Origin of the sequence: Pseudaminobacter soli (ex Li et al. 2025) (genome assembly GCF_003012705.1) — a bacterium.
Taxonomy (GTDB): domain Bacteria; phylum Pseudomonadota; class Alphaproteobacteria; order Rhizobiales; family Rhizobiaceae; genus Pseudaminobacter; species Pseudaminobacter soli.
This window is the reverse complement of record NZ_PXYL01000025.1, coordinates 1-22,229: the sequence shown is the minus strand read 5'-3', so window position 1 is coordinate 22,229 and position 22,229 is coordinate 1. Positions and strand designations below refer to the sequence as shown.

General features: G+C 64.6%; 19 protein-coding genes. 15 read left to right on the top strand and 4 right to left on the bottom strand.

Translation table 11 applies throughout. The features are described 5' to 3' along the window. Nucleotides 1–61 precede the first annotated feature (61 nt). Complete coding sequence (locus C7I85_RS27100; RefSeq protein WP_106727123.1) at nt 62–370, top strand: hypothetical protein; 309 nt, start codon at nt 62–64, stop codon at nt 368–370. 122 nt (nt 371–492) lie between these two features. Next, nucleotides 493–681, top strand: coding sequence for a Flp family type IVb pilin (locus tag C7I85_RS27095; RefSeq protein ID WP_106727122.1), 189 nt, complete (start codon nt 493–495; stop codon nt 679–681). A 31-nt stretch (nt 682–712) separates the two neighbouring features. Here the strand turns inward: C7I85_RS27095 and C7I85_RS27090 are convergent, their stop codons facing one another. Continuing rightward, nucleotides 713–1,585, bottom strand: coding sequence for a methyltransferase domain-containing protein (locus tag C7I85_RS27090; RefSeq protein ID WP_106727121.1), 873 nt, complete (start codon nt 1,583–1,585; stop codon nt 713–715). A gap of 62 nt (nt 1,586–1,647) precedes the next feature. Here C7I85_RS27090 and C7I85_RS27085 point away from each other — a divergent pair, with 62 nt between their 5' ends. The 5 genes from C7I85_RS27085 (at nt 1,648) to C7I85_RS27065 (ending at nt 5,176) form a co-directional block, all read left to right on the top strand. Then, a complete protein-coding gene (locus tag C7I85_RS27085; protein WP_106727149.1) occupies nt 1,648–2,433 on the top strand; it encodes a ComF family protein in 786 nt (261 codons plus the stop codon). A 133-nt stretch (nt 2,434–2,566) separates the two neighbouring features. Next, the gene (gene grxC / locus C7I85_RS27080; protein WP_106727148.1) at nt 2,567–2,833 is read left to right on the top strand and encodes a glutaredoxin 3; all 267 of its coding nucleotides are present in this window, start codon (nt 2,567–2,569) and stop codon (nt 2,831–2,833) included. A gap of 24 nt (nt 2,834–2,857) precedes the next feature. Next, nucleotides 2,858–3,727, top strand: a complete 870-nt coding sequence (locus tag C7I85_RS27075) for a carbon-nitrogen hydrolase family protein (RefSeq protein WP_106727120.1) — start codon at nt 2,858–2,860, stop codon at nt 3,725–3,727. Further along, nucleotides 3,724–4,149 carry a DUF1178 family protein gene (locus C7I85_RS27070; protein WP_106727119.1) on the top strand — a complete coding sequence of 142 codons (426 nt, stop codon included), beginning with the start codon at nt 3,724–3,726 and terminating at the stop codon, nt 4,147–4,149. Before C7I85_RS27075 ends, C7I85_RS27070 begins: the two co-directional genes overlap by 4 nt. 136 nt (nt 4,150–4,285) lie before the next feature. Further along, nucleotides 4,286–5,176: a DMT family transporter gene (locus C7I85_RS27065; protein ID WP_106727118.1), complete on the top strand. Its 891-nt coding sequence runs from the start codon at nt 4,286–4,288 to the stop codon at nt 5,174–5,176. Nucleotides 5,177–5,183: 7 nt separating this feature from the next. On the opposite strand, the gene ubiG is transcribed toward C7I85_RS27065, so the two are convergent. Beyond that, entirely contained in the window at nt 5,184–5,936 is a 753-nt protein-coding gene (gene ubiG / locus C7I85_RS27060; protein ID WP_106727117.1) for a bifunctional 2-polyprenyl-6-hydroxyphenol methylase/3-demethylubiquinol 3-O-methyltransferase UbiG, read from the bottom strand. 47 nt (nt 5,937–5,983) lie between these two features. After that, a complete protein-coding gene (locus C7I85_RS30720) occupies nt 5,984–6,265 on the bottom strand; it encodes a hypothetical protein (RefSeq protein WP_146148980.1) in 282 nt (93 codons plus the stop codon). Between the two features lie 661 nt (nt 6,266–6,926). On the opposite strand from C7I85_RS30720, the gene C7I85_RS27055 reads away from it, so the two are divergent. From C7I85_RS27055 to C7I85_RS27020, 8 genes are all read left to right on the top strand, one after another. Beyond that, complete coding sequence (locus tag C7I85_RS27055) at nt 6,927–8,180, top strand: aspartate kinase (RefSeq protein WP_106727116.1); 1,254 nt, start codon at nt 6,927–6,929, stop codon at nt 8,178–8,180. 80 nt (nt 8,181–8,260) lie between these two features. Further along, nucleotides 8,261–10,534: a phosphoenolpyruvate--protein phosphotransferase gene (ptsP, locus tag C7I85_RS27050; protein ID WP_106727115.1), complete on the top strand. Its 2,274-nt coding sequence runs from the start codon at nt 8,261–8,263 to the stop codon at nt 10,532–10,534. Between the two features lie 17 nt (nt 10,535–10,551). Then, a complete protein-coding gene (gene prfA / locus C7I85_RS27045) occupies nt 10,552–11,628 on the top strand; it encodes a peptide chain release factor 1 (RefSeq protein WP_106727114.1) in 1,077 nt (358 codons plus the stop codon). A gap of 14 nt (nt 11,629–11,642) precedes the next feature. Further along, a complete protein-coding gene (prmC, locus tag C7I85_RS27040; RefSeq protein ID WP_106727113.1) occupies nt 11,643–12,539 on the top strand; it encodes a peptide chain release factor N(5)-glutamine methyltransferase in 897 nt (298 codons plus the stop codon). Nucleotides 12,540–12,832: 293 nt separating this feature from the next. Further along, a complete protein-coding gene (locus C7I85_RS27035; protein ID WP_245445127.1) occupies nt 12,833–13,675 on the top strand; it encodes a DUF4167 domain-containing protein in 843 nt (280 codons plus the stop codon). A 200-nt stretch (nt 13,676–13,875) separates the two neighbouring features. After that, nucleotides 13,876–16,491, top strand: coding sequence for an ATP-dependent chaperone ClpB (gene clpB, locus C7I85_RS27030; protein ID WP_106727111.1), 2,616 nt, complete (start codon nt 13,876–13,878; stop codon nt 16,489–16,491). A gap of 151 nt (nt 16,492–16,642) precedes the next feature. Further along, a complete protein-coding gene (locus C7I85_RS27025; RefSeq protein ID WP_106727110.1) occupies nt 16,643–18,124 on the top strand; it encodes a L,D-transpeptidase family protein in 1,482 nt (493 codons plus the stop codon). Between the two features lie 133 nt (nt 18,125–18,257). Continuing rightward, nucleotides 18,258–19,739, top strand: a complete 1,482-nt coding sequence (locus C7I85_RS27020; protein WP_245445126.1) for an MFS transporter — start codon at nt 18,258–18,260, stop codon at nt 19,737–19,739. Here C7I85_RS27020 and C7I85_RS27015 read toward each other — a convergent pair whose 3' ends face one another. Next, nucleotides 19,740–21,698, bottom strand: coding sequence for a M23 family metallopeptidase (locus C7I85_RS27015; RefSeq protein ID WP_106727108.1), 1,959 nt, complete (start codon nt 21,696–21,698; stop codon nt 19,740–19,742). It abuts the gene before it with no gap. Nucleotides 21,699–22,229: the final 531 nt, after the last annotated feature.

Here is a 22,229-nt window from a genome sequence, read left to right as displayed (position 1 = left end):
CGATCGTGAAAGATTGAGCCAACGCTGGCCTCGCCGGCGATTGGCGCAAGGGGATGATCGGATGAAGTCCGAGGAGCAGTGGGAACTGGTTCGCGGCGGTCGCGGTCTGAGTATCGAGGAAGCCGGCATGGGCGCCCTGCGCGTTGCCCTGTTGTTCGGCACGGCTGCGGTTGCCTTTGCTCTGCTGGCAGTTCCCCTGCTGGACTCCCGCACCCGCACGCAGGTGGCGCGATCCGGCGTCGACATGACCACCACCGGCTCGATCAGCGGCACCACCACCAACTACACGATCCGGCGCAGCGTGCTGCAAGCCTCGCCCAACGCCGTCTGCATCATTCGCGAGAACGACGCCCGCCGCGGCAACTGCTGAGGGATTTTGTCCTCACAGGCGCGCGGACCGCGGTTTTTGCAGGTTCACCCACCGTTAAGGCTGTTCCATTAACCTTTCTTAATGGCTTGTCCTTATGGTCGCGGCAAAGGGATAGAGAACCGATGCGATCATTCATCAGGCGATTCCTAAAAGACCAGCGCGGCGCCACAGCCGTCGAATACGGTTTGATTGTCGCGGTCCTGTCGCTGACGATCGTCGCCGGGGTCGGCAAGGCAGGCGATGCCCTCGAATTCTTGTTCAGCGACAACAACAGTCGTCTGATCCAGGCCCTCAAGGCCACCGGCAACTAACCGGCGGAGCCACGGCCTCCCAGCCCGAGGCCTACTTCTCCTTGTGCTCGTCCAGCACCTGCGCCAGCGATACCTGCGCGGATCCCGGCTTCAGCGGCTTCTGCTGCGAGGCGTGTGGGGCCCAGCCCGACAGCCAGACGAAAGAGAAAGTGGCGCGCACGCGCCCGTCCGGATCCGAAAAGCGTTCGGCGTAGATTTCGGCCGCGCGCGAAAAAAGGGCCCGCGTGGCTGGTCGGCGCGAGCGGTCGATCAAGGCGTTGGTCGCGCCCATGGCGCGCAAATCCCGGATCAGCGCGAACATGTGGTCGTAGCGCACCGTCACCGTATCGATGTCGGCGACCGGCAGCGCAAAGCCCGAGCGTTGCAGAAGCGCGCCGGCATCGCGCACGTCGGTAAAGGGGCTGACGCGCGGGCTCACGCCCCCAAACATCTCGGTCTCGGCCGCAAGCAGGCTTTCGCGCAGCTCCGTCAAAGTATCGGCTCCGGCCATGGCTGCGAGGAAGAGGCCATCCGGCTTCAGCGCCCGGCGCGTCTGGATCAGCATGCCCGGAATGTCGTTCACCTCCTGAAGCGCCAGGAGGGAAACCACGAGGTCGACGCTTTCGGGTTCGAGCGGCAGGGTTTCCGGCGTTGCGACCTGTCCTTCGTCACCCGCCAGAAAGGCCGCATCGGACTCGATGCGCAGCACTTTTTCCGCCTTGCCGCTCGCCAGCACCGCATCGCGCGCCGCGGGCGTGACGCAGAATGCGGCGACGGCATTCTCGAAGCGCCGCTCCACCGTCGCGAGCCGGTCGGAAAGCTCTTCGGCAACTCGCGTCAGAAGAAAATCGGCGCCTGCAACTGGGCGCGCCAGGGCGCGGCGCTTGCGGGCGATGAGAAGCTTGGTGTCGAACAGAGGCTGCAATGCCGAAATCCTTGATGTTGTGGCCGCGCCCAGCCTATGGTCGGACAAGCAGCCTGAACCTCGTGGCCGATCCGATGCCGCAATTCAAGAGCCTTGCCCTTGCCGCGCTGGATTGGCCGGCGCGCGTGCTGTTTCCGCCGGTCTGCGCCGGCTGCCGGCGACATGTCTCGCAGCCGGGCTCGCTTTGTGCGCATTGCTGGCCGCAGCTGCGCTTTCTCGAAAAGCCCTGGTGCGAGGTGATGGGCACGCCCTTCACCCATGATATGGGGGTTGGCTTCCTGTCTGCCGAGGCCATTGCCAATCCGCCGCCCTTCGAGCGGGCGCGCGCGGCTGTTTCCTACTCGGGGGTGGCCCGGCAGCTGGTGCAGGGCCTGAAATATTCCGACCGCACGCATCTGGCGCCATGGATGGCGCGCTGGATGCTGCGTGCCGGCGCTGACCTGGTGGCCGATGCCGATGTGGTGGTGCCGGTGCCGCTGCATTGGCGACGCTTCCTGCATCGGCGCTTCAACCAGTCGGCCGAGCTTGGCCGCGTGGTGGCAAAGCTCTCGGACCTGCCTTTTGCGCCGATGGCGCTGGTTCGCGTCAAGGTCACGCGCCAGCAGGTGGGGCTGCAGCGCGCAGAACGCGAGGACAATGTGCGCGCCGCGTTCCGCGTGCCGCCCGAACGCGACATCGAGGTGCGGGGCAGGCGAGTGCTGGTGGTCGACGATGTCTACACCACCGGGGCGACCGTCGGCGCCGTGGCAAAGGCGCTGAAGAAGGGAGGCGCCAGCGCGGTCGACGTGCTGACATTTGCGCGCGTGCTGCCGGGGGACTTCCGGCCCGGCAAGGCAGAGACTATATAGACTGACGATAGCCGGCGCACGGAATGCCCATTCTCGGAGCATATCGAGCGTCGGCGGCTTGATTTGTTTGCGCATTTTCGCTTGATCGGAGGGAGCGCCTCGAACAGGACGGATTGCGCCGGGAACGTTGATGATGGTCGATGTAACGATCTATACCCGTGCCATGTGCGGCTACTGCAGCGCCGCCAAGCGTTTGCTCGAAAAGAAGGGCGTTGCCTTTCAGGAGCGCGATGTGACCTCCGCGCCGGAACTGCGCCAGGAAATGATCGAGCGCTCCGGACGGTTTACCTTCCCGCAGATTTTTGTCGGTAGCTTCCATGTAGGCGGCTGCGACGATCTGCATGACCTGGATGCGCAGGGGCGGCTCGACGGGCTGCTCGCCACCGGAACGCTGGCATAAGCGCCGATCCCCGAGGAGACGATCATGAGCAAATTCAAGGCAGCCGCCATCCAGATGCGGTCGGGCACCGATCCGAAGAAGAATGCCGAGACCTTCGAAGCACTGGTGCGGGAAGCGGCGGCCAAGGGCGCGACCTATGTGCAGTCGCCGGAAATGACCGGCGCCATGGTGCGCGACGCGGAGGCCCGGCAGACGGCCTTCACCACCGAGGACAAGGACCTCGTCGCCGCAACCGCCGCCAGGCTTGCGCGCGAACTCGGCATCTACATCCATGTCGGCTCGACGGCGATCGTGCGCGAGGACGGCAAGCTGGCCAACCGCGCGCTACTGCTTTCGCCCGAAGGCAAGACCGTCGCCACCTACGACAAGATCCATATGTTCGACGTCGATCTCGACAACGGCGAGAGCTGGCGCGAATCGTCGGCCTATGAGCCGGGCACGCAGGCTGTCGTCGCCGATCTGCCGTTTGCAAAGCTGGGCTTTGCCATCTGCTACGACGTGCGCTTCCCGCAGCTTTTCCGCGCCGAGGCTCTTGCAGGCGCCAATGTGATCACCGCTCCGGCCGCCTTCACGCGCCAGACCGGCGAGGCGCACTGGCATGTGCTGCAGCGCGCCCGCGCCATCGAGAACGGCGCTTTCATGATCTCGGCCGCACAGGGCGGCAAGCATGAGGACGGCCGCGAGACCTATGGCCACTCGATCATCATCGACCCGTGGGGCAGGGTCCTCGCCGAGGCCGACCACGAAGAACCGGGCGTGATCGTGGCCGAGATCGATACCTCGCTGTCGGCCGCCGCGCGCGGCAAGATCCCCAATCTGAAGAATGCACGCGAATTCTCCGTCAGTTCCGTGACGGCGAACGAGGGAGAGCCGCTGCGGGGAGCAGCATCTTGATCAGTTTTTCGCTTACCTGCGATAACGCCCACGAGTTCGAAGGGTGGTTCCGCAGCAATGACGATTTTGAGGCGCAGAAGAAGCGCAAGCTCGTCGATTGCCCTGTCTGCGGCTCGCACAAAGTGGAAAAGGCGCTGATGGCGCCTGCCGTTTCCACCGGCCGCAAGCAGGAAAAGATCGCGCTCGCCGTGAACGCGCAGCAGCGCGAAGCGCTGGCGCAGCTCAAGGCGCTGTCGGAAAAGATCCGCGAGAATTCCGACTATGTCGGCGATAAGTTTGCCGAAGAGGCGCGCAAGATTCACTTCGGCGAAACCGAGGCGCGCGGCATCTATGGCGAGGCGACACCCGACGAGGCAAAGAGCCTCGCCGATGACGGCGTCGACTTCATGCCGCTGCCGGTGTTTCCAGACGATCGCAACTGAACTCATGCCGGCTGGCCCGTCCGACCTCGGGTTCCGGGCGGGCCGCTTTCATTGCCCCTCACATTCCCGCCTGCTGGCGCATTCGTCTTTGCCGGTTTTTCGGTCAGATCGCGCTGAATTCGATTAAGGAAGCGCGATGAAAGCTCTTTGGAACTCGGCCATCGGCCTGCTGCTGGTCAACGGCCTGTTGCTGGGTCTCACCTTGCCGTTCGGCAAGATGGCGACGGCGGCGGGCGTTCCGCCGGCAATCTGGGCTTTCGTCATCTCCTTCGGCGCGGGGGCGGTGCTGTTTTCGGCTCTGGTGGCGAACGGCGGCAGCATCGGCCTCGACCGGCGCAAGCTGCGCTATTTCGTGGTCGTGGCGGCGGTGTCCTATGCGATCCCGAACCTGCTGCTATTCGCATCCATCCCGCATCTCGGGGTCGGCTTCACCGGCATCATGTTCACCATGTCGCCGCTGTTCACGTTGGCTTTTTCGCTGATGCTGAAGCTGCGACGGCCGAGCATGCTGGGCCTTGCCGGCATCGGCGTCGGCTTCGTCGGCGCGCTGGTGGTTGCGACGACGCGCGGGGAGGCGAGCCAGCCCGCAGACCCCATCTGGGTTGCCGCCGGCCTTCTGATCCCGGTCAGCCTCGCGGTCGGCAATGTCTACCGCACGGTCGACTGGCCAAAGGGCAGCGGGCCGATCCAGCTGGCGGCGGGAAGCCATCTTGCGGCGGCGGTGATGCTGCTGGTGGCGGCTGCGTCCAGCGCGGGCGGCAGTCCCTTCGCCCCGCTCGCCGATGTGCCCTGGCTGGTGGTGGCGCAGGTGATCGTCTCGTCGGCGATGTTTGCCGTGTTCTTCCGCCTGCAGGCGGTGGGCGGGCCGGTCTATCTCAGCCAGATCGGCTATGTCGCCGCGGCCATCGGCCTGATTTCAGGCATGCTGTTCCTCGGCGAAAGCTACCGGCTCGAAACCTGGCTGGGCGCCGTGCTGATTTCCATCGGTCTGGTAATGACCACCAAGGCGCAGTTGCGGGCGGCCTGAGTTCCCGTCAGGCGACCCGCCGCTTCTCCGTCAGCACCATATAGTTGACGTCCATGTCGCTGGAGCGCTGCCAGCGGTCGGCAAGCGGGTTGTAGGTGACGCCGGTGCGGTCGGTAATCATCATGCCGGCATTGCTCAGCATCTGCTCCAGTTCCTCGGGCCGCACCAGCTTGCTGAACTGATGCGTGCCGCGCGGCAGCCAGCGCAGCACATATTCCGCGCCGAAAATCGCCAGGCCCAGCGCCTTCAGCGTGCGGTTGATGGTGGCCACGAACATGATGCCGTCCGGCTTCACCAGTTCGCTGGTTTTGGTGATGTAGAGCTGCGGGTCCGAAACGTGCTCGATCACTTCCATGTTGAGCACCACGTCGAATTTTTCGCCGGCGTCCGCCAGCGCTTCGGCGGTGGTGGCCCGATAGTCGATGGTCACGCCGGATTCGGCCGCGTGCAGCTTGGCCACCTCGATATTGGTCTCCGAGGCGTCGGCGCCGACGACCTCGGCCCCAAGCCGGGCCATCGGCTCGCACAGAAGGCCGCCGCCGCAGCCGATGTCGAGGATGCGCAGGCCCTCGAAGGGTCGCGCCTGATGCGAATCACGGCCAAAGCGCGCGGCCACCTGGTCGCGCACATAGGCCAGTCGCACGGGATTGAACTTGTGCAGAGGGCGGAATTTTCCGTTCGGATTCCACCATTCGGCGGCGAGGGCCGAAAAGCGTTCCACCTCTGCGGTGTCGATCGTCGATCGCGTGGCTTCGGGCATGGCTCGTCTCCTTCGTTTCAAGGAAGTCGGCGGTGCGGCGCGGATTGTCAAGGCAACATTTTTTGCGCGCGCGTTTCGTCCTTGCCACGCCCGGCTTTTGCCGTCTGGCCATTGTCATCCTTCGACATGCTCAGGATGAGGGAACCTGGGAAGACGGGCGGTCGTCGGACGCGCTCGTTTTGGTAAATCTTGCGGCCCTTCGACCGCCCGTTCGATGCGCTTGCCTGGGTTTGTTCGCCTCCGCATTCGCGCGGCCAGCCACACCCTGGGCCCGGACTTGGGGATTCATCATCCAGCAGCGCCACCGTTAGCGCCACCAGCCCGGACATCGTCGCCCTCCACGCTCATCCGGTTCATGACCCGTGTTCCCGGTGAGGCCGATGGGGAGGATTATGGGGGAGGCGCGAATGTGGGGGAGAAAAGAAGCTAAGATTTTCTTTTGACGCAAATGATTTCAGGGAGTTAGATCGGGTCAATCTTGGAATTCTCAGGAATCCATCCCCGTTTCCTGCCGTCGCACCCCCCTCTCCGTCGCGCTTCGCGCGCCACCTCTCCCCCATTTCATGGGGGCGAGGAACCCAAGTCCTGAGGGGTCGCGACCTTGGCGGGTGACGGTTCCTCGCCCCGCTCTCGGGGAGAGATGGCTCGGGCGAAGCCCGAGACGGAGAGGGGGCGCCATGGCGCCATGGGCCGTGATTCATGCTCATTCTGCGCCGCGGCGGCTCTGGCGCAGCTGGCATGGGTCGCCGTAACTCCGCACTCGCTTCGCTCATGCTCCGGCCCGAGGATGACGATTGGGGTAGAGGCTCTCGCGAACCTGCCATCAGTATGCTTTGCCGCATATCGGACGCGGCAATGCGCGACTTGCGAAACAGCCAGCTTTTGGCTATGGAGGCCGCGACTTGGCGCCCCGGAATCCGTGGCGCTTTCGTTTGGATTTTCCGGTGCCGTGACAGGCCCTGGGGACAGTGTGAAGGGCGACCGGTTTCCATGGCGCGTATTGTGATGAAATTCGGCGGAACTTCCGTCGCCGACATCAGCCGCATCCGCAATGTGGCCCGCCACGTCAAACGCGAGGTCGATGCCGGCCACGAGGTTGCCGTGGTCGTTTCGGCCATGGCAGGCAAGACCAACGAGCTGGTTGCCTGGACCCGCGAAGCCTCTGCCATGCACGATGCGCGCGAATATGACGCCGTAGTCGCGTCCGGCGAACAGGTGACTGCCGGACTGCTGGCCATTGCCCTGCAGAACATCGGCGTCAACGCGCGCTCCTGGCAGGGCTGGCAGATCCCGATCCGCACCGACAACTCCCATGGCGCCGCCCGCATTCTCGACATCGACGGTTCGTTCCTGGTCGAGCGCTTCAAGCAGGGGCAGGTCGCCGTCATTGCAGGTTTCCAGGGTCTTGGCCCGGACAACCGCATTGCCACGCTTGGCCGTGGCGGCTCCGACACTAGTGCTGTGGCGATCGCCGCTGCCGTGAAGGCCGACCGCTGCGATATCTACACCGATGTCGACGGGGTCTATACTACCGACCCGCGCATCGAGCCCAAGGCGCGGCGCATGAGCAAGATCTCCTTCGAGGAAATGCTCGAAATGGCCTCGCTCGGCGCCAAGGTCTTGCAGGTGCGCTCGGTCGAGCTTGCCATGGTGCATCGCGTGCGCACCTTCGTGCGCTCCTCCTTCGAGGACCCGGATGCGCCAGGAATGGGGGATTTCGACAATCCGCCCGGAACGCTTATTTGCGACGAGGATGAAATCGTGGAACAGCAGGTCGTCACCGGAATCGCTTACGCCAAGGACGAGGCCCAGATTTCGCTGCGCCGCGTCGCCGACCGGCCGGGCGTCGCCGCCGGCATCTTCGGGCCGCTGGCTGAAGCCAACATCAATGTCGACATGATCGTCCAGAACATCTCCGAGGACGGCAAGTCGACCGACATGACCTTCACCGTGCCGTCGGGCGACGTCTCCAAGGCGCTGGCCGTGCTCGCGAAGATCAATTCCGAGATCGGCTTCGACGCCGTGCAGCACGACGAGGGCATGGCCAAGGTGTCGGTCATCGGCATCGGCATGCGCAGCCACGCCGGCGTTGCCGCCACCGCCTTCAAGGCGCTGGCCGACAAGGGCATCAACATCCGCGCGATCACCACTTCCGAGATCAAGATCTCGATCCTGATCGACGGCCCCTATACTGAACTTGCCGTTCGGACTTTGCATTCCGTCTACGGGCTCGATAAGCAGTAGACAGACGATTTTTCGTCCCGCGTGTTAGCCGGCGTGTGGCACAATGCACGCCGGCCAACGTTATTTTGGAGCGACGCCTGATGCGTGACACGGCTGGCGGTCCCCGCGTTCTGTTGAAACGGCTCCGCGAGCTCATGGCAGAGCCGCTCGAGCCGCAGGAGCGGCTCGACCGTATCGTGCGCGACATCGCCTCCAACATGGTGGCGGAAGTCTGCTCGCTCTACGTGCTGCGCGCCGACTCGGTGCTCGAACTCTACGCCACCGAAGGTCTCAATCCCGGGTCGGTCCACTTGGCCCAGCTGCGGCTCGGCCAGGGTCTGGTCGGCACCATTGCCGCGAGCGCCCGGCCGCTCAACCTTTCCAACGCGCAGGAACACCCGGCCTTCGCCTATCTCCCGGAAACGGGCGAGGAGATCTACCACTCCTTCCTCGGCGTGCCGGTGCTGAGGGCAGGGCGCACGCTGGGCGTTCTGGTCGTGCAGAACCGCACCAAGCGCCACTATCGCGACGAGGAACTCGAGGCGCTGGAAACCACCGCCATGGTGATCGCCGAGATGATCGCCACCGGCGACCTGGCGCGGCTGTCGCGCCATGGCGGCCTCGAACTCGACCTGCGCCGCTCTGCGACCATCAAGGGCCTGGCCTTCAACGATGGCGTCGGCCTCGGCCATGTAGTGCTGCACGAGCCGCGCATCGTGGTGACCAACCTGTTCAACGAGAACAGCGACCAGGAGCTGCGCCGCCTCGAAACCGCGCTCGGCTCGCTCAGGTTATCGATCGACGACATGCTGGAGCGCCGCGAGGTGGCCTTCGAGGGCGAGCACCGCGAGGTGCTGGAAGCCTACCGCATGTTCGCCAACGATCGCGGCTGGGTGCGCCGGCTGGAAGAGGCGATCCGCAACGGCCTGACGGCGGAAGCGGCGGTGGAAAAGGTGCAGAGCGACACCCGCGCGCGCATGCTCCACATGACCGATCCTTATCTGCGCGAGCGGATGAGCGATTTCGACGATCTCGCCAATCGCCTGCTGCGCCAGCTGATGGGCCGCGCGCCGGAAGACGTTGCCGCCACCTTGCCCAAGGATGCGATCATCGTCGCGCGCTCGATGGGCGCGGCGGAGATGCTGGACTATCCTCGCGAAAAGCTGCGCGGCCTCGTGCTGGAGGACGGCACGGCAACCAGCCATGTCGTCATCGTGGCCCGCGCCATGGGCATTCCGGTGGTTGGCCAGGCCAAGGGCGCCGTGTCGATGGCCGAAAATGGCGACGCCATCATCGTCGACGGCGAGGACGGCACGCTGCAATTGCGTCCGCAGTCGGATGTCGAGGCCGCCTATGCCGAGAAGGTGCGGTTCCGGGCACGCCGGCAGGAGCTCTATCGCGAGCTGCGCACCAAGCCATCCAAGAGCAAGGACGGCGTGCATGTCGATCTCCTGATCAATGCCGGGCTGATGGTCGACCTGCCGCAGCTGGCGGAAGCCGGCGCGGGCGGCATCGGCCTGTTCCGCACAGAGCTGCAGTTCATGGTGGCTTCGACCTTCCCGCGCGCCGAGGCGCAGGAGGGGCTGTACCGCGACGTGCTCGACGCCGCGCAGGGCAAGCCCGTCACTTTCCGCACCATTGATATCGGTGGCGACAAGGTGCTGCCTTACTTCAAGAACACCGCGCATGAGGAAAACCCCGCGCTCGGCTGGCGCGCCATCCGCCTGACGCTGGACCGGCCGGGCCTGCTGCGCTCGCAGGTGCGCGCGCTGCTCAAGGCGGCCGGCGGGCGCGAGCTCAAGCTGATGCTGCCGATGGTGACCGAGCTTGCCGAGATCGCCCAGGCGCGCGAGATCATTGACCGCGAGGTGCGGCATCTGTCGCGTTTCGCGCATCTGCTGCCGACCAGCCTCAAGGTCGGTGCGATGGTCGAGGTGCCCTCACTGCTGTGGCAGCTCGACGAGCTGATGAAGTCGGTGGATTTCGTCTCGGTCGGCTCGAACGATTTGTTCCAGTTCGTCATGGCTACCGATCGCGGCAACACCCAGCTGTCCGACCGGTTCGACCCGTTGTCAGTGCCGTTCCTGCGCGTGCTCAAGCACATTGCGGACGCCGGCCGGCGCAACCACACGCCGGTGACGCTGTGCGGCGAGCTTGCCGGCAAGCCGATCTCGGCCATGGCCTTGATCGGGCTCGGCTATCGCTCCATCTCGATGTCGCCGGCCGCGATCGGCCCGGTGAAGGCGATGCTGACCGAACTGCCGGTGAATGAGATCAAGGCGTTCCTCGAGGACAATCTCGGCGGGCCGCGTGTCGATCTGCCGATGCGCGGGCTGTTGCAGACCTTCGCCGACGACCGCGCCATCCCGCTGTAAAAGTATAAAGACCGCATATGATCAATCTGCCCCGCGACCGCATGGACCAGGTAGTCAAGCGTTTCGACATGCTCGAAGCGCAGATGGCGGCCGGCCCCGATCCGGATGCCTATGTGAAGATGGCTTCGGAATATGCGGACATCCAGGAGATGGTCGCCAAGATCCGCGAGCTGCGCGCGGCCGAGCAGGAGGTGGTCGACCTCGAGGCCATGCTCTCCGACAAGGGCACCGATGCCGAGATGCGCGCGCTCGCCGAAGGCGAACTGCCGGCGGTGGAGGAGAAGATCGAGGACCTGCAGAAGGAGATCCAGATCCTGCTGCTGCCCAAGGATGCGGCAGACGAAAAGAACGCCATCCTCGAAATCCGCGCCGGCACCGGCGGCGACGAGGCGGCTTTGTTCGCGGGCGACCTGTTCCGTATGTATGAGCGCTACGCGGCCGAGCAGGGCTGGCGCATGGAAGTGGCGTCGGCCAGCGAAGGCGAGGTCGGCGGCTTCAAGGAAATCATCGCGACTGTCTCCGGCAAGGGGGTGTTCGCCAAGCTGAAATACGAATCGGGCGTGCACCGGGTGCAGCGCGTGCCGGAAACGGAAGGCAGCGGCCGCATCCACACCTCGGCGGCCACGGTCGCGGTGCTGCCGGAGGCCGAAGAGGTCGACATCGAGATCAGGGCGGAGGATATCCGCATCGACACGATGCGCGCCTCGGGCTCGGGCGGCCAGCACGTCAACACCACCGATTCGGCGGTGCGAATCACACACTTGCCCACTGGCATCATGGTGGTGCAGGCGGAAAAATCGCAGCACCAGAACCGGGCGCGCGCCATGCAGATCCTGCGCGCACGCCTGTTCGATATGGAGCGCTCGAAGGCCGATGCCGAGCGCTCCGAATCGCGCAAGGCGCAGGTGGGCTCGGGCGACCGCTCCGAGCGCATCCGTACCTACAATTTCCCGCAAGGGCGCGTGACCGACCACCGCATCAACCTCACCCTCTACAAGCTCGACCGGGTGATGATGGGCGAGATGGGCGAGATCGTCGACGCGCTGATTTCCGACCACCAGTCGAAGCTCCTGGCCGAGTTTTCGGAAGGCTGAGCAAGGCAACGCATATGACCGAGACCGGCGCGACGGCTACACCAGCGACCCTGGCCGGGCTGCTGCGCACCGTGCGCGCGAGGCTCGCTGAAGCCGGCATCGGAGACGCCGGCCTCGATGCGCGGCTGATCGTCGAGCATTTTTCCGGCACGACCCGCACCGATGCGATCGTTTCGCCCGACCGCGAGCTCGCGCCGCCGGTGCTGGCCGAAATCGAAGCGGCGCTTTCCCGCCGCCTTGCAGGCGAGCCGGTGCATCGCATCCTGGGCTTTCGCGAGTTCTACGGCCTGAGGCTCTTCCTGTCGCCCGAAACGCTCGAGCCGCGCCCCGATACCGAGACGCTGGTCGACTTGGTGCTGCCCTTCGTGCGCGAGGTGGCGAAGCGGGAAGGTGCCTGCTGCATCCTCGATCTCGGGACCGGAACCGGCGCCATTCCGCTTGCGCTGCTGAGCCAGGTGCCGCAGGCGACGGCCATTGGCGCCGATGTCGTGCCGGGCGCGCTGGCTACCGCGCGCCGCAATGCCGAGCAACTTGGCCTGTCGGATCGCTTCGAAACCGTCGAATCCGACTGGTTCTCAAAAATTTCGGGGCGCTTCCATTTAATCGTCTCAAACCCGCCTTATATAAAGAACACGGATATTGGCGCTCTCCAGCGCGAAGTGCGGGGCTTCGATCCGCTTCTTGCCCTTGACGGTGGGGATGATGGTCTCGATGCTTATCGCGTGATCGCCGCCGGGACAGCGGCATATCTGGAAGTTGGCGGCAGGGTCGCCTTGGAAATCGGGTTCGATCAGAGAACAAGTGTAACGGACATTTTCGGCGTAGCCGGATTTGAACTTCTCGCAGCTGGAAATGACCTTGCGGGAAACGATCGTACGCTGCTTTTCCAGCGACGAATCAAAGCGTTGTAGTAGATCGAAAAAATACTTGGCAACTCTCGGGAATGCCGCTAGGTTCGAGATACCGGATGAGACGAAGCAGGCAGTGCTGTTATCGATTCGGTTCCCATGGAAACAAACTGCCTTCTTGCGTAGACGACGCTTTTGCTTCGTGCGGGGATCACCCGGCAAGTGACATGAGACCGGAACGGAATGGTACGTGACGCCAACGCAAGCACTGCGGGCGAACACCGTCGGAACACCACGAGATGGCTGGCCGCTGACGCGCCCCGCTCGCGGGTTATTTTCAAGATGAAGAGAGTCGGATGAGGCCACAACAGCAGAACAGGCGTATGCGCGGCCGTAACAATGGCGGCGGTAACAACAACAACAACAATAACAATGGTCGCAAAGGCCCAAATCCGCTTACGCGCAATTACGAGAGCAACGGCCCGGACGTGAAGATTCGCGGGTCTGCCCAGCAGATCGCAGAGAAGTACGCAACCCTCGCTCGTGACGCGCAAAGCGCCGGCGACCGGGTGATGGCGGAAAACTATCTGCAGCACGCCGAGCACTACAACCGCATCATCGCAGCCGCCCAGGCGCAGGTGCAGCAATTCCAGAACACTCGCAGCGACGACTTCGACGACGATGATCAGGATCGCGAAGAGTTCGACGGCAACAATGCCGGCAATGTTCAACCAAGCGGCGGCCAGCAGCAGCAGAGCGCCCCGGCAGCGGCGCCGGAGCAGGTCGCAGCGCCGGTCGTGAGCAATGGTTCGGGCCCGCAGCCGGTGATCGAGGGCATGCCCGCCGAAGTCGCGCTGAGCAGCGAAGTGGCGGCTGACAATGCCGGCCACCGCGGCGACAACCGCGGCCGTGGCCGTGGTCGCCGCCCGAATCCCGTGCAGGCGCAGCCGCAGTCTGCCGACCAACAGCAGTCTGTCGACCAGTCGCAGCCCGTCGAGCAGTCGCAGCCGGAGACGGCGGCGGAAGCAAATGGCGGCTCGACCGAGACCGCCGAGCCGGCCGAGGAAAAGGCCGCCGCACCGCGTCGCGGTCGTCGTCCGCGCCGTGGCGAGCGCCAGCCGGACGAAGCTGCCGGTGGCGAAGCTCCGGCAAGCGATGGGCCGGGCGACGACTCGGTTCTGGCAGCTGCCAACGGCTGAGCGGCAGGCAGATTTCAAGGTTTGGAACGGCGGAGATTCAGGTCTCCGCCGTTTTTGTTTGCGCGGCCGGAAAATCCGTCTTGAGGAAATTCCGCGCATACCCATATCTGGCTGGAAATGGACCCGGCTCTGCTGAGCGGGTTCGTCACCGCAATCTGATCCGGTGCCGCAAAGCGGGCCGGACCGGCAAGGAGACAGACATGAACTTAGAGAAATATTCCGAACGGGTGCGGGGATTCATCCAGTCGGCCCAGACGCTTGCCCTTTCCCGAAACAACCAGCAGTTCACGCCTGAGCATATCCTGAAGGTGCTCGTCGATGACGACGAAGGCCTCGCCGCGTCGCTGATCGAGCGCGCCGGCGGCCGCGCCCGCGAAGTCAAGCTCGGCGTCGAAGCCGCGCTCGATGCGCTGCCGAAGGTCGAGGGTGGAAATGGCCAGCTCTATATGGCCCAGCCGCTCGCCAAGGTTTTTGCCACCGCCGAGGATCTGGCCCAGAAGGCCGGCGACAGTTTTGTCACCGTCGAGCGCCTGCTGCAGGCGCTGGCCATGGAGAAGTCGGCCAAGACTTCGGAAATTCTCGCCAAGGCCGGTGTCACCCCGCAGGCGCTGAACCAGGCGATCAACGAGATTCGTAAAGGGCGCACCGCCGATTCGGCGAGCGCGGAGCAGGGCTATGACGCGCTGAAGAAGTATGCGCGCGACCTGACCGCCGACGCCCGTGCGGGCAAGCTCGACCCGGTCATCGGCCGCGACGACGAAATTCGCCGCACCATCCAGGTGCTGTCGCGGCGCACCAAGAACAACCCCGTGCTCATCGGCGAGCCCGGCGTCGGCAAGACTGCGATCGCCGAGGGCTTGGCGCTGCGTATCGTCAATGGCGACGTGCCCGAATCGCTGAAGGACAAGCAGCTGATGGCGCTCGACATGGGCGCGCTGATTGCCGGCGCGAAATATCGCGGCGAGTTCGAGGAGCGGCTGAAGGCGGTTCTTTCGGAAGTTACGTCGGCTGCCGGCGGCATCATCCTGTTCATCGACGAGATGCACACGCTGGTCGGTGCCGGCAAGGCAGACGGCGCGATGGATGCGTCGAACCTGCTGAAGCCAGCTCTGGCGCGCGGCGAGCTGCACTGCGTAGGCGCCACCACGCTCGATGAGTATCGCAAGTATATCGAGAAGGACGCGGCCCTTGCCCGCCGCTTCCAACCGGTGTTCGTGGACGAGCCGACGGTTGAGGACACGATCTCGATCCTGCGCGGCCTGAAGGAGAAGTACGAGCAGCACCACAAGGTGCGTATCTCCGACTCGGCGCTGGTTTCGGCAGCGACTCTGTCCAATCGCTACATCTCCGATCGCTTCCTGCCCGACAAGGCGATCGACCTGGTGGACGAAGCAGCCTCGCGGCTCAGGATGCAGGTCGATTCCAAGCCCGAGGCGCTGGACGAGATCGACCGCCGCATCATGCAGCTGAAGATCGAGCGCGAGGCGCTGCGCGTCGAAAAGGACGAGGCTTCGAAGGATCGTCTCGCCCGGCTCGAGACGGAACTGACCTCGCTTGAGGAAGAATCCGACGCGCTGACGGCCAAGTGGCAGGCCGAAAAGCAGAAGTTGGGTCTCGCCGCCGACCTCAAGAAGCAGCTCGAAGACGCACGCAACGAACTGGCGATTGCCCAGCGCAAGGGCGAGTTCCAGCGCGCCGGCGAGCTTGCCTATGGCAAGATCCCCGAGCTCGAGCGCAAGCTGAAGGAAGCCGAGGCGCAGGACAAGGACAGCAAGGGCGGCATGGTTCAGGAGACCGTGACGCCGGACAACATCGCCCACATCGTCTCGCGCTGGACCGGCATTCCGGTCGACAAGATGATGGAAGGCGAGCGCGAGAAGCTGCTCAGGATGGAAGACGAGCTTGCCAAGCGCGTCGTCGGCCAGGGCGAGGCGGTGCAGGCTGTCTCCAAGGCGGTTCGCCGTGCCCGCGCCGGCTTGCAGGACCCGAACCGGCCGATCGGCTCGTTCATGTTCCTCGGCCCCACGGGCGTCGGCAAGACGGAGCTTACCAAGGCGCTTGCCTCCTTCCTGTTCGATGACGAGACCGCGATGGTGCGCATCGACATGTCGGAGTTCATGGAGAAGCACTCGGTCGCCCGGCTGATCGGCGCGCCTCCCGGCTATGTCGGCTATGAGGAAGGCGGCGTGCTCACCGAAGCGGTGCGGCGCCGGCCCTATCAGGTCGTGCTTTTCGACGAGGTCGAGAAGGCGCATCCGGACGTCTTCAATGTGCTCCTGCAGGTGCTGGACGACGGTCGCCTGACCGACGGTCAGGGCCGCACGGTCGACTTCCGCAACACGCTGATCATCATGACCTCGAACCTGGGTGCCGAATATCTGGTCGGCCTCGGCGAGCATGAGGATGTCGACAAGGTCCGCGACGAGGTCATGGCCGTGGTCAGGGCGTCGTTCCGGCCGGAGTTCCTCAACCGCATCGACGAGGTGATCCTGTTCCATCGCCTGCGCCGCCAGGACATGGACAAGATCGTCGAGATCCAGCTCAAGCGGCTGGAGAAGCTGCTTGCCGATCGCAAGATCACGCTGCAGCTCGATCACGACGCAATCGAGTGGCTGGCCAACAAGGGCTACGACCCGGCCTATGGCGCCCGGCCGCTGAAGCGGGTGATGCAGAAGGAACTGCAGGATCCGCTGGCCGAGAAGATCCTGCTCGGCGATATCCTCGACGGATCGACGGTGAAGATCACCGCCGGCTCCGACAGGCTGAACTTCCGCACCAAGGCGGCCAAGCCGGTGGAAGAAGAAAAGGCCGCCTGAGGATACGGGCGCAATCGCAGACAAATGGCCGCCTTTGGGCGGCCATTTTCATGCCCGGTTCATGTGAGAACCGTTAGGCGGATTTCGCATTTGCGATTGAACATGCGGAGGCTGCCGAGGGGCAGCGCACTACCGGGGAAATTTGGCGAATATGATCAGCAGGATTGGTTTTCTTGCGGCGGTTGCGGCCGGATTTTGGGCCTATGCTGCCGAAGCCGCGACGGCGCCTGACATGCGCGCGCTCGAGGCGACGCGAATCAGCAAACCAGCCGACGCAGGCGTGCAGCTGGCCCAAGCGCATGACGTACAAATCTATTTCGACGGCAAGGGCAACCGCGTCATCGTCGATTCCTATACCGGAGAGATCATCGCCGTTCAGCCGCCCCGAGGCGTGGTTGGCAGCCGCAACGACCGGCGGGCGGTGCGTCCGCAGCCGCGCGAGCGCAACTATGACGACGACTATTCCTACGAGACCGACAGCCAGCCGCGCGGCCGCTGGCGCGAGCGTTATCCCGAATCGCCGAGCTATGACGACGACCAGGACTATTCGCTGGGGCAGGACCATTTCCCGCCACCGCCCGGCAGCGCGTTCCCGGACGAGCAGTCCTATCCGGACTACCGGCAGCAGCAGCCGCAGGTGGTGCGGCGCGAACCGGTGACGCGCGCACCGCTCGGCGAGCCGAACGCAAGCCAGCCGGGCACCGCGCCGGACAGCTCCGAGCAGCTGACCATCATCGAGGCGCCTTCGGCCGACGACACTGCGGTTACCGAACCGCCCACGACGTTTACGGCGCGCGAAGACGTCGCTTCGATCCAGATACTGCTCGACCGGGCAGGGGCCTCGCCGGGCGTCATCGACGGCAAGTTCGGCAGCAATGTCGACAAGGCCCTGCTTGCCTATCGCGATATCACCGGCGTCAGCCTGAGGTCGACCGATACAGCCGAGATCAAGGCCCAGCTTGCGGCCACCGGCGGCGATGCGTTCGTCAACTACACGATCACGCCCGAGGATGCGGCCGGTCCGTTCGTGGCGTCCGTGCCTGCCGACTACAGCGAGAAAGCGCAGCTCGACCGCATGAGCTACACCTCGGTGATCGAAATGCTGGGTGAGCGCTTCCACATGGACGAGGGCTATCTGAAGGCCCTCAATCCTGGGGCGAATTTCAACCGTCCCGGCACCATCATCCGGGTGGCGAATACCAAGCGGCAGGCCGCGAGCAAGGTTGCAAGCATCATCGCCGACAAGGGACGCAAGCAGGTCCGCGCCTATGACGCTGCCGGCAAGCTGGTCGTCGCCTACCCGGCCACCATCGGCTCGTCCGACACGCCGTCGCCGACCGGCACGCATGCCGTGTCGCGCGTGGCGCTGAATCCCAACTACACCTACAATCCCAAGCTGAACTTCAAGCAGGGCAACAACGACAGGATCCTCACCATTCCGCCGGGGCCGAACGGGCCGGTCGGCACGGTGTGGATCGCGCTCGACAAGCCGACCTACGGCATCCACGGCACGCCCGATCCGTCCAAGATCGGCAAGACCGAAAGCCATGGCTGCGTGCGCCTGACCAACTGGGATGCCGAGCAGCTGGCCAAGCTGGTCAGCCCCGGCGTGCCGGTCGAGTTCGTCGAATAGGTTGTTGGAAGGCACGCCGCCGGGCCGAAAAAGGTCTGGATGGCGGGGGCTAGCCGGGAAAACGCCGCCGACATAGATTCCGGCGATGTCCGCACGGGGATCATCCGATTCGACCATAGACGCTGCGCCGGCGGTGACACGAACCTTTTGCCCGCCGCAGGGCCGCCGGTTCGTCATGCTCTCGGCGATCCTCGCATCGAGCATGGGCTTCATCGACGGCTCCGTCGTCTCGCTCGCCATGCCGGTGATCCGCACCGATCTCGGCGCCACGCTGGTCGACGCGCAGTGGATCAGCAATGGCTACATGCTCTTTCTGTCCGCGCTGGTGCTGCTCGGCGGAGTTGCCGGCGACGTCTTCGGCGTGCGCAACATCTTTGCCGGCGGTATTGCCATCTTCATGGTCACGTCGCTGCTTTGCGCGATTTCGGCCGATGCCGAGATGCTGATCGTGATGCGCGCCGCGCAAGGCATCGGCGCTGCCTTCATGGTGCCGGGCAGCCTCGCCATCATTGCCAAGGCCTACCCCGCCGACATACGCGGCGCGGCAATCGGGCAATGGGCCGCCTATTCCTCGCTGGCGACGGCGATGGGGCCGTTCATCGGCGGTGTCGTGCTTTCGTTCGGTGAACCCTGGATGTGGCGCCTGATCTTCGCCATCAACGTGCCGATCGGCATCGTGACATTGGTGATGCTGCTGACGCGGGTGCCGGCCGACCGGCCTTCGGCCAAGCGGCGGCTGGATATACTGGGCTCCATCCTCGCGACCGTCAGCCTGGGCGTATTGGCCTGGGGCATGACCAGCTTCGGCCTGCCCAGGGAAGGGCAGTGGCTCAGCCCGGGCGTCTGGCTGCTGATCGGCGCGCTGCTCTTTGCCGGTTTCGTGCTTTGGGAAAGCCACACGCGCACGCCGATGGTGAAGCTCCAGCTGTTCCGCTCGCGCATCTTCTCCGGCGCCAACATCTACACGCTGTTTCTGTTCTTCGCCTTCAGCGCGGTGCTGTTCTTCCTGCCCATGACGGTGATTACCGGCTGGGGCGTGAAGGAGTGGCAGGCAAGCCTGCTGTTCATTCCGCTGTCGTTGTTCATCGCGCTCTTGTCGGGATATTCGGGGCGGCTGGCGGATCGCTGGGGGCCGCGCCTGCCGTTGACGCTGGGGGCGGCCATCATGACCGTGTCCTATGCGCTCTTGGCGCTGACCATGCCGATGATGCGACTGTGGGAGGTCACCTTCCCGGTGCTTCTGCTCAACGGGCTCGGCATGGCGATCATCGTATCGCCGCTTTCGGCGGCGGTGATGCTGGCCGTTTCGGATGACGATACGGGCCTGGCCTCGGGCGTGAACAATGCGGTCGCCCGCGCCGCCGGCCTGATGGCGGTCGCAGCCCTCGGCGCGGTTGCCGGGCTGGTGTTTACCGGCGTGCTCGGCGCCCCGGTCGCGGGCGTGGAGTTTGGTGCCGCACCGCAAACCGCGCTGGCTCCGGAAACCGAGGCCTTGCGGGTCGAGGCGACGAATCGGGCTTTCGAGGTGATCGCCTGGGTGTCGGCCGCACTTTGCGCGGCATCGGTGGCGGTGGCCTGGGTGACCCAGCCTTCATGGCCGGACAGAAAAAAATGATTATTCGCCGGCCTTGGCGCTGGCGACCTTCAGCGAGGCGGTCTTCTTGTCTTCCTTGAGCAGGTCGTCGATGCGCTCGCGTTCGCGCTTGAACGCAACCAGGTCGTCGCCTTTCAGCACCTTGCCGAGCGGCAGGCGCACGCGCATCGGGTCGACCTTGGTGCCGTTGACCATCAGCTCGTAGTGCAGGTGCGGGCCGGTCGCGAGGCCGGTCGAGCCGAGATAGCCGATGACCTGACCCTGCCGCACCTTCGCGCCGGCCACGATACCGGACGCAAAACCGCTCTGGTGGTTGTAGGAGGTCTCGTAGCCATTGGGGTGGCGGATGATGGTCTGCTTGCCATAGCCGCCGGCCCAGCCCGCCTTTTCCACCACGCCATTGCCCGCGGCGATGATCGGCGAGCCGGTGGGGGCCGCCCAGTCGACGCCGGTATGCATGCGGGTGTAGCCCAGGATAGGATGGCGCCGCGCGCCGAAGCCCGAGCGGAAGGTGCCGTTGGGCAGGGGGTTGCGCAGCAGGAACTGCTTGGAGCTGCGGCCTTCCTCGTCGAAATAGTCGAAGCTGCCGTCGTTCGACTGGAACCGGTAAAAATTCCGAGTCGTGCCGCTGAAGGTGGCGGACACATAGAGAAGCTGCGAATCGTCGGAAGCCTGGTCGTCGCCATTGGGCTCGGAGAACAGCACTTCGAGCCGGTCGGACGGGTTGAGGCGCGACTGGAAGTCGACATCCGAAGCCAAGAGCTTGATGAGCTGCTTGGTCATGTCCTTGGACATGCCGTAGGAGAAGGCCGCCCGGTAGATGCCGTCATAGACGCTCGGCAGATTGCCGCGCGCAACCGTCGGCACCGAATCGTCGAAGGCGGTCAGCAGCTCCGGATTGGGGTCGGGCTCGTTGGTCGTCACATATTGGTGCTGATCGTTCAGCGCGATGGTCAATATGTGCTGGGTGCGGTCATAGACGCTGGTGCGGACGATGCGGGCCTCGTCGCCGCGCACTTCGAGCCCGACGCGCAGCACCGTGCCGGCCTTGAGCGTCGTGCCGTTGATCATCTTGGAAATGGCCTCGGCCATGTCCGCGGCGTCCTGGCCGGTGTAGCCGGAATCGGCCAGCGCGTCTTCGATCTCGCGCTCGGTGGAGAAGGGGATGATCTCCTCGGCATAGGCCATCGCCGAATCGTCGGCGGCGTTGCGCGAGGCGACCGAGACGTTTTCGGGAACGATTCGCACGCCATAGGAGCCGGTCAGCGCCTGGGTGGCGAGCGAATCGCCGAATCGCTCGGGATCGACATAGTGAAGGGCCGCAACCTGCACGTCGCCGTCGGTGAGAATGGCGCCGGTGGTGCGCACGACTTCCTCCACCTCGTCGGCCGAAAGGTCGCTCTTTTCGTCGAAGGCGGCGGTTTCCATCGGGAAATCCACCGTCTTCAGGCTCATCTCGCTTTCGACCTTCACGCCGTAGATCTGTCCAGCGGGGGCTGCGGTCTGGGCCGCGCCGTCCTCGGCGAAGACGTCGAGCGGATCGAAGGGCGGGTAGGAGCGGCTGGTCTTGTAGCCGCCGGCGAGCGCCATCTTGATCTGGACGAAGGGAACGGTGCGCACCACGTCGCGGTCGCCGATACGGCTGGACATCGAGACTTCCATCCGCCGCCGGTCTTTCGCCCGGGCGATCTGGCGCGGCTGGACGAGGCGATCGGCCTTGGCGTTCTGGCCGCCGTCGTCGCTGCTCGAACTCATGGCCGCAAGTTCGGCGATCTCGGGCGGGGTTGCCAGCTGCTCACGGCCGTCGAGGGCGGCAAACAGCGCCACGCCCATCAGGACGCTGGAGGTCACGCCGGTCAGGAAGGTGCCCGACAGCCAGCGCGCAGAGACCTCGCGCCTGTCGGGCGGCCCACTGCGGCCGTCCGCGATCAGCGGCGCCTCATTGCCGAGTTCGGCTATGGCTTTGTCCACATCCTGCATGAAGAGCGGTGGCGTATCCCGTCCCTGATCGGCCCCGGTTCAAACTCTATGGCCGCGACAATTGCCTGCCGCGGCGGTCGAAGTCAACGAAAGCTCCCCCTGTAGGCGCTCCTGATGAAGCTGTCCCCCTACCAAGGAACGCGCGCGAGGCCGGAAATTGACCTGCGTTAGGTAAGAGATCGACCCCGATTGGGGCTGCATTAGGGCTCGGCGAGGGGCCGGCTGGGGATAAGTTGCGGCTCCTCCCGGACCTTCCGCAGGGGATTGCTGGGATTGGCGATTAGTGTCGCAAAAAATTCAAAAACGTCGAAAAGGTCGTTGACAGTTTGGGAGGGTGGGGCCTATATACGCCTCAACAACGAGGGCGGTGCGCCGCTGGCGGCGAGGAAGTTCGCTTCTGAGAGGCCCTGGTTGACGAAATCAAGCGAGCCGCGTGAGCGACCTCGGATGGCCCCTGGAGCTAGAGTGAAGGCGGGCCGCGACATCGTGTCTGACGATGTCTGTTCTTTGAAAACTGAAGATAGAAGAAAG